An 8,216-nucleotide genomic window follows, 5' to 3' on the forward strand; every position below is an offset into this window, starting at 1 on the left:
CCCGTCTGAATGACTGGTATTACTAAAATTTAAAATTGTACGTCACTGACGGAATCAGTGTGGCAAAGACAGAATACCGGATAGCTTCGGTCACGCGTGGATTATCTGCATTAGGCTGAAAATAAACCGAGAACGCATTTTTTCGGGCGTAGGCGTTATAAACCGAAAACACCCAGTTGTCTTCTTTACGCTTACCCGGTCGTTTACGTCCCTGCAGGGTAGCGGCCAGGTCGAGCCGGTGGTACGCCGGAATGCGGTAGTTGTTCCGGGCTTCATAAATCGGCGCTACGTGTCCATCGTATTCAAACCGTCCCGTTGGAAAAGTGCCAGGTGTGCCGCTGGCCAATGTGAATGTAGCCGAAAAATTCCAGCGTTTGGCACCGGGCGGATCGATCATCAGCACCGAAGTCAGCGTGTGGCGCTTGTCGAACCGGGTCGGATACCAGTTGTTGTTGTTGATGCCCATCACCAGGCGCTCCGTTTTCGCCAGCGTGTAGCTGATCCAGCCGTTGACCACACCCGTGTTGCGCTTAACATAAAACTCAGCGCCATACGCCCGGCCTTTGCCATTGAGCAAATCACCTTCCAGATACTTGTTCAGAATCAGGCTGGCCCCGTCGATGTAATCGATCTGATTCTGGAGCCATTTGTAGTATACCTCTACCGATGCTTCGAATTCGCTGCCTGTGCCGGTCGACCGACCGAAATTCCGGAAATAGCCTCCGGCGATCTGATCGCCAACCTGGGGTTTGATATTGTTGGTCGAGGGAGTCCAGATATCCAGCGGAGTCGATGCGGTCGTATTGGAAATCAGGTGGATATACTGTGCCAGCCGGTTATAACTCAGCTTGAGCGCGCTGTTGTTGGATAGCTCATATTTAGCCGAAAACCGGGGTTCCCAGTTGCCGTAGGTCTTGATGGTATTGCTCCCGGTATAAGCCACCGTGGTAATCACCTCCCGACGCTGGCCCAGCGGTACATCGGTCGAAAAGGTGTATGCTTCGCCCGGGCCGGTGTAGCTGAACAATGAATAGCGCAGTCCGTACTGTAGCTGTAGTCGGGAACTGACCTGCTGTTCATTACCAATATACAGGGCCGATTCGAGGGCGTGTTTGTTGGCAATACCGAACGAACGAATGCTTCCCGAACTGGCCGCAGTTGCGGTGCCGGGCTGGAAATCGTGAATGATCGCCTGCCCCCCGAACGTAATGAGGTTTTTTCCGAGCGCCAGCGAAAAATCGGGCTTCACACTGTAATCGACGATGCGCGAATCGGTCTTGAAAAAATCGTTGGGCGTTTTTTGCTTCAGGTCGGTATTGAGGGAGTAATCGTAATTACTGTAATAAGCCGTCGTGTTCAGAAACAGCCGGTCGCTGAATACGTGGTTCCAGCGAGCCGACAGAGTGGTGTTCCCCCAGTTAAAGCCAAAATCGGAGCCAAACACGTCGCGGCCCAGATAGCCGGACAAAAACACGATATTCCTGTCGTTGATGCGGTAGTTGCCTTTGGCCGTCAGGTCATAAAAGTAAAACTTTGCCCCTTTCAGGTCACTGTTCAGAAAGGGCTGCGCCAGAATATCGGCGTAGGAGCGACGACCGGCCACAATGAACGACCCTTTGCCTTTAAACAGCGGCCGCTCGTAAGATAACCGGCTAAAAATCAAACCGATGCCGCCATTCAGCTCCGGCTTTTTGGCATTTCCTTCTTTCAACCGGACATCCAGGATCGACGCAATACGACCGCCATAATTCGATGGAATACCGCCTTTGATCAGCTTCACGTCTTTCACCGCATCGGGGTTGAAAACCGAGAAAAAACCGAACAGGTGAGATGAGTTATAAACGGGCGCTTCGTCCAACAGCACCAGGTTCTGATCGATACTTCCCCCTCGCACGTTGAACCCTGTGGCGCCCTCGCCCACCGTCGACACGCCCGGCAGCAGTTGAATACTCCGCACCACATCGACCTCCCCCAGCAGCGCCGGAATCCGCTTGAGAGTCTTGACGTCGATCTGGTTGACGCTCATTTCAATGTTTTTGACGTTATCATCTTCCCGCTTCGTCGAAACAGTCACCTCCTGAAGCTCCTTGCCTTCCTGCTGAAGTTCCAGATCCAGGTGCACATTCCGATCGGTCAGATCGACCAGCCGGGTTTGTTTGGCGTAGCCGACATAACTAATCACGAGGGTGTATTTTCCCGCAGGTACGGTAACGGCATAAAATCCGTAGTTATTCGTTACGGCACCCGTTCCGATTTCTTTGACATACACCGATACCCCAATCAGTCCTTCACCATTGGCCTCGTCCTTAATGTAGCCGCTGATGGTCAGGGCAGCCTTTTTCTCCGAAGTGTTTCCGAATTTAGCGTTGGTTTCGGCTCCCTGCGCACTGAGGTCTTCAGCAGAGATAAGCAGTGCGGCTAAGCCAACCAGCCAGAATAGTAGGAAGTGTTTCATTAGCTTGCCGATTCATTCAGGTTTTCATTACGGCAAGGCAAAGGTACTTCGGCAGAGGGTCTGCTGAATCTAAAATTGGATAAAGCTGCTAAATCCAGCCGTGAACGGTACCGTATGTACGATAAAACCAATAATGAACGGGACAAATGCCCTAATGGCCATCCTGTTTTCTGATCTGCTTAATGAACTGCTGTGCTTCTTTGGGGTTGGTCTCGGGGAATTGAACCGGTAACGATTCGAGGATTTCGGTGAGGATATGAGCGATGATCAGCTGCTGATTCCGGCGGTCGTCGCTGGGAATAACGTACCACGGATTCTGACGAGTGGCGGTCGCCCGGATGGTATCTTCGTAAGCCTGTAGATACTGCGGCCAGAACGTCCGCTCTTTCAGGTCGTTTTCGCTCAGCTTCCACTGTTTCTCGGTATTTTCTAAACGGGCAATAAGCCGTCTGCCCTGCTCTTCTTTCGCAACATGCAGGTAGAATTTGACGATGGGAAACCCGTTTCGAAACAGGTAGTCTTCAAAATGAACGATATCGCCAAATCGTTGCCGCCAGAGCGTCTGCTCATTTTTAGGGAGTAAGTTCCCGGGAATTTGTTGTTGCTGCAACCGTTCCGGATGGACCCGTAGCGCCAGCACTTCTTCGTAGTATGATCGGTTGAAAACGCCAATCTGGCCTCGTTCGGGCAATTCCTGCCAGAAGCGCCACAGAAAATCATGCTTTAAATCCTCTTCGGCAGGCTTTTTGAACGGCGCTATCTGAAACCGGGACGGATTGACGCCTTTAAACACCCGTCGAATACTACTGTCCTTACCGGCCGCATCCATCGCCTGAAAAACAACCAAAAGGCCGTAGTGCTCATCGGCATGCATACGGTTTTGCGCCTGATCCATGCGTTCGGCCAGTTCATCCAGCTGGCGGTTCAGATCGGCTTCATCGGCATAGAACGGATCGATCAGCGTAGGGGTATCGCTGATCGGGAAGGACCGTTTCTCGTCGTATCGGAAAAGCTTACTGTTTATTTTTTTCATGCGTGCGACATGGCCGGTAAGCCGTGGTTAATGAATACTGACGATTAGCGCTTTCTGGCCGTGTTACTGATTCTGAATAACGGAGATCAGCTTTTGTAACTCCTTAAAGCGCTTCTCATCAGGTTCAGGATCGGCAAAAGGCATGTTTTTCAACTGGTCGATGATGACTCGCCCGACCAACAGGCGCATGTTCTTTTTATCGTCGGCCGGAATAACATACCAGGGGCATTTATCGCTGGCCGTTTCGTTAATACAGGTTTCGTAAGCATCCTGGTACTCATCCCAGAAACCCCGTTCTTTGACGTCGCCCTCCTCAAACTTCCAGTTCTTTTCAGGGTCTTTGATACGGGCAATGAGCCGGTCGGCCTGCTCGTCTTTCGAAACATGCAGGTAAAACTTGACCGTTGGAAAGCCATTCCGATACAGATAGGTTTCCATAGCCCGAATGGCTTCGTAACGATGCTTGAAAAGCTTATCCAGATCTTCCGTCGATTTTTCGGGGAGCCGCTGACTTTCGGTCAGAATCTCAGGATGAACTCTGGTGACCAGCACTTCCTCGTAATACGACCGGTTGAAAATACCGATTGTTCCGCGTTCGGGCAGTTCGCGCCAACTTCGCCACAGAAAATCATGATCCAGTTCCTGGTCGGTTGGGCGCTTAAAGGAATAGACGCGAACACCGGCGGGATTTGTGCCAGTAAATACGTGCTGAATAGTGCCGTCTTTACCGGCCGCATCCAATGCCTGAAACACCGCTATGAGTCCATAGCGGTTGTACGCATACATTCGCTCCTGCCACTTATCGATTTCGGCGGCCTGTTGCCTTAGTAGGGCCTCGTAGTGTTCGTCATCTTCGTACAGGTCATCTACCTTCGTCGGTGTTTTTTTTAGCTTAAGCGACTGGTCGCCATCGTAGCGGAACCGGTCAATATCGAAATCTTTCACGGGGGCAATGCGCAAACTTTACGCAGGTCAGTTATGTTAATTCGTTAGGGTTACAACCACAAACCAATCGAATGGTTGCAATTACATACCGTAGGTTATTTTTTGTGCGTACGTCCCTGCTCTTGTTTCTGTTCGGATGTACGGGGCAAACCCGACCGATTACCAAAACGAAATCAGAATCCATGACTACAAACCAATCTGCCAATCTGGCAAAAGCGACATTCGGAACGGGCTGTTTCTGGTGCACGGAAGCGCTGTACGAATCGCTGGACGGCGTTATTTCGGCCGTATCGGGTTACGAAGGCGGTCATAAAGCCAATCCGACTTATAAAGAAGTTTGCACCGGCACCACCGACCACGCGGAGTGTGTGGAGGTGACTTACGACCCGGCCAAGATTACCTATCAGGAGCTACTGGAAGCGTTCTTCCGAAGCCATGACCCAACGTCGCTGAACCGGCAGGGAGCGGATGTAGGCACCCAGTATCGGTCCGTGATTTTCTACCATAACGATGAACAGAAACAGGTAGCGGAAACGGCCAAAGCCGAACTCGATAAGTCGGGCGCCTACGATAAACCAATCGTCACGGAAATCAGTCCGGCGACGACTTTCTACGAAGCTGAGGCTTATCACCAGAATTACTTCGCCAATAATCCGAACCAGGGCTACTGCGCGTTCGTAGTGGCTCCGAAAGTCGATAAATTCCGGAAAGTCTTCAAGGAGAAACTAAAACCGGAGCTCAAAGAGCTGGCAAACCATTAAGAAATGAACTAGAGCCCCTGAAAATGGGGCTTTTTTATTGCTGCCCGGCCAGGTCATCTGCCGCCGTTATTTGCCAGCAAGGTCTGGTCAGGCATAGTACGACAAGATTATCAGTCGATGGTACTTATTTACAGTCTTTGCTTTACTCGCTGTTTAGGCGCATAAACATATATATAATTCATTCATCGACAGTCATTTCAATTGGAAGGAAGTACTTTTTAAGGAAATAAGCTATACAAACAAGGGTGGATAATGACCAAAATGATCTGGCCCAACTCATTGACTTATAGATTTTTAATCTAGGTATAAACTACCAAAGTATATACTCATCTGTTTTAGTTTACTATGTTTGTTACTAATTCGGCCATTGACCGATAAATAAGACGTCATTCATAACGTTTGTTAGGCCCATGGATTCGCATTTACTTTGTCTCAAATTTTAACAAAATCAGTTTCTCAAATGAAAAAATTTCACTTAGCTATTTTATTAGTCCTTGGTCTGTTAGCCAGCACAAAATCGTTTGCGCAACTTGCTGTCGACAAAGGGAGTACATTTATTAACGCCGGTATTGGGGTCGGTGGCTATGGGTACTATACGGGTGGTGGCGGCATTGGCCTTAATGCGTCTGCTGATTTTGGTGTGGCTCCAAATATCACCGTAGGTGGCGTTGTCGGTTATAGAAGTTACGGCACAATTAGTTCATATGGTTACCATTCCTTCGACATAGGCGCCCGGGGATCGTATCACTTTAATGAATTACTGAAACTAGCAAACGATAAAGTCGATCTTTACGCCGGTTTGGGAATTTCGTACTTCTCGTTTTCTTATGGCGGAGCTTTTGATAACTACGGTACAGTATACGTTCCTATTCACTTAGGCGGTCGTTATTTCTTTAGTGATAATGTAGGCGCTTTTGCTGAGTTGGGATCTAGCCTGGCTACGCTCAAACTAGGGGTTACGTTCAAGTTTTAAGAACTCACTCTCAACAAAAAAGGTCACCCGATTACCGGGTGACCTTTTTTATGAACGTTACTTTCAGCGCGCTTAGGGATTGACCACAACGCGATATTGCCGAATCTGACCGCGTTCTTCGACACGAAGCACGTATACACCGGCCGACAAGGTGCTTTGGCTATGCAGTTCCAGATGCTCGTTGTCCAGCGCTTTCGCCTGCAGCGATATACGGCTACCCAGCGCGTTGTACAGATTGACGGTAGCCTGCTGCGGCTCATCCAGAGCTAATGTAAATCGATTATCGCGCACAGGATTCGGATATACCCCATAAGGCTCGTCCCGAACCACTACCGACACCACCGGGAATGTATGATCGGTCCCGTTCAGATCGATCTGCCGTAGCCGATAATAGCTCGTTCCCCGATACGGCGATCCATCCACAAACCGGTATGAATTAAGGCTATTGCTGGTGCCGGCCACATCCTTCACCTCGCCGACAGCTTCGAAGTTCTTCAGATCCTTGGTCCGCTCGATGATATATCCTTTGTTGGCTTGTTCCCAGGACGTACTCCAGTTCAACAATACCGTCTGATCGGTCTGGACCTGCGCCGTAAATTTCACCAGCGATACAGGCAGTTCCGTACTGGTCGTGTGGGTATAAATCGAGGCAAAATCGTTGTCGGACGGCTGGGGATTCGATGAGGAGTTAGGAGAAATGTTGCAGTCAGCGCCGATGTCGTTTACCGTTGTGGTCGAAGAAGCTTCCGTTACCACCGCGGCTATATACAGATCATAAACGGTAGTAGCCGGAATAGCCACTTTCTGCACTGCATCAAGGCAGCCCGTACTAGGGTTGATGGTTATATCGAAGTAGTTCAATAACTCTCCTGATAAAGCCTCTATAGGATTGGCCGCATTGAGTTTACACTTCTTCAGGCAAATACTAAAGCCCATTTGGTTTACCGGGATGTTTCCTTGTATGTTAACAGCGCCGTTATTGCCAATGGTAAAAGTCATTGAAAACGGGGAACCGACGTTGTCCAGCGGAGCAGGTTGTAAATCCCGGCTGGTAACCGCAGGGTCTGAGCCTTTCTGAGCAAGAGTTGGTAAGCCTGTCAGCAGCAACAGGCCTACCAGTATATATATCAGGTTGTATTTCATAATTCAGATGGATTTTCTGATTAAGCCAGCCAGGTCTGGCTGGCTTAATCAGAGTCCTGAAGGTTTACTGCTGGAAGTAGTCGATTTTGTCGGCGTCGTTGTTGTTGTCGAACACAACTTCACCACCGCTACCGGCCACAATCACGACACTTGCGGTCAGGGTACCCGACGTTGCGCTGGGTGTCAGTGTACCGCTCAGGCCAAAGGAGAGTTGGCCGCCGGCAGTAATTACTTTGTTGGTTGTCAGGGTATAGAACCCACCCGATGGCCCGCTGAAGGTCCAGTTGCTGTTCTGTACAGGACGACCGCCTACCGATGTAAGAGTATTATCGAAGCTCAACACCGTTTTAGCATCCTTACTGACTTTCACGGTGATCAGACCGTTGGTCGCTACGCCGTTCAGTTCAAACACATCGATTACATAGGTGATAGGCTTTGTACCGGAAACCGTCGATGGACGAGCGAAAATGATCGGTGTCAGATCGGGTACCAGAACGAACGGCATGTTGACCGTAGCTGCCGGGCTGTCTTTACCAGCTGCATCGCGCTCCGAGTAGGTAAAGCTTACCGTTACCGCTCCATTGACCGGATCGACTGTCAACAGGGCTGGGTCGTAGTTGGTAATTACCTGATTCAGCGTCACGGGTGTACCGTTGTAATACAGTGTACCATTCGTAGCCAACGATTTGATGACGATGGTGTTGGTTTTGCTGGTGCCATTGTAGACCCCATCCTCTGGGTCCGAACCCGTCAGTGTTGGTACCGTAACCGTAAAAGCACCTTCCGGATTTGGCTGGCTGGCCGCTGTTTTGGCATCGGCCGTTGGCAGGCGCTCCACGCCGAAGTTGACGTTCGATACGTTCGAAGTCGTCACCGCTACTGCAATCACCCCGTTGGCCGAGCCGT

The 8,216-nt window shown here is 50.1% G+C and carries 7 protein-coding genes; 2 read left to right on the top strand and 5 right to left on the bottom strand.

Features of this window, described 5'->3' with window-relative positions; genetic code table 11:
• Positions 1–22: 22 nt before the first annotated feature.
• The 3 genes from ACYVC2_RS27780 to ACYVC2_RS27790 form a co-directional block, all read right to left on the bottom strand.
• Positions 23–2,455: a TonB-dependent receptor gene (locus ACYVC2_RS27780; protein ID WP_461108100.1), complete on the bottom strand. Its 2,433-nt coding sequence runs from the start codon at positions 2,453–2,455 to the stop codon at positions 23–25.
• 151 nt (positions 2,456–2,606) lie between these two features.
• Positions 2,607–3,488: a PPK2 family polyphosphate kinase gene (locus tag ACYVC2_RS27785; RefSeq protein WP_461108102.1), complete on the bottom strand. Its 882-nt coding sequence runs from the start codon at positions 3,486–3,488 to the stop codon at positions 2,607–2,609.
• 63 nt (positions 3,489–3,551) lie between these two features.
• On the bottom strand, positions 3,552–4,433 hold the full coding sequence (locus ACYVC2_RS27790; protein ID WP_461108127.1) for a PPK2 family polyphosphate kinase: 882 nt from the start codon (positions 4,431–4,433) through the stop codon (positions 3,552–3,554).
• Positions 4,434–4,615: 182 nt separating this feature from the next.
• Here ACYVC2_RS27790 and msrA point away from each other — a divergent pair, with 182 nt between their 5' ends.
• Both msrA and ACYVC2_RS27800 read left to right on the top strand, forming a co-directional pair.
• Positions 4,616–5,194: a peptide-methionine (S)-S-oxide reductase MsrA gene (gene msrA, locus ACYVC2_RS27795; RefSeq protein WP_461108104.1), complete on the top strand. Its 579-nt coding sequence runs from the start codon at positions 4,616–4,618 to the stop codon at positions 5,192–5,194.
• Positions 5,195–5,654: 460 nt separating this feature from the next.
• Positions 5,655–6,167, top strand: a complete 513-nt coding sequence (locus ACYVC2_RS27800; RefSeq protein ID WP_461108106.1) for a hypothetical protein — start codon at positions 5,655–5,657, stop codon at positions 6,165–6,167.
• A gap of 72 nt (positions 6,168–6,239) precedes the next feature.
• Here the strand turns inward: ACYVC2_RS27800 and ACYVC2_RS27805 are convergent, their stop codons facing one another.
• Positions 6,240–7,310: a T9SS type A sorting domain-containing protein gene (locus ACYVC2_RS27805; RefSeq protein WP_461108108.1), complete on the bottom strand. Its 1,071-nt coding sequence runs from the start codon at positions 7,308–7,310 to the stop codon at positions 6,240–6,242.
• A 64-nt stretch (positions 7,311–7,374) separates the two neighbouring features.
• The coding region (locus ACYVC2_RS27810; RefSeq protein WP_461108110.1) for a hypothetical protein at positions 7,375–8,216 on the bottom strand (842 nt) is incomplete at its 5' end.

The organism is Spirosoma koreense (assembly GCF_054777875.1).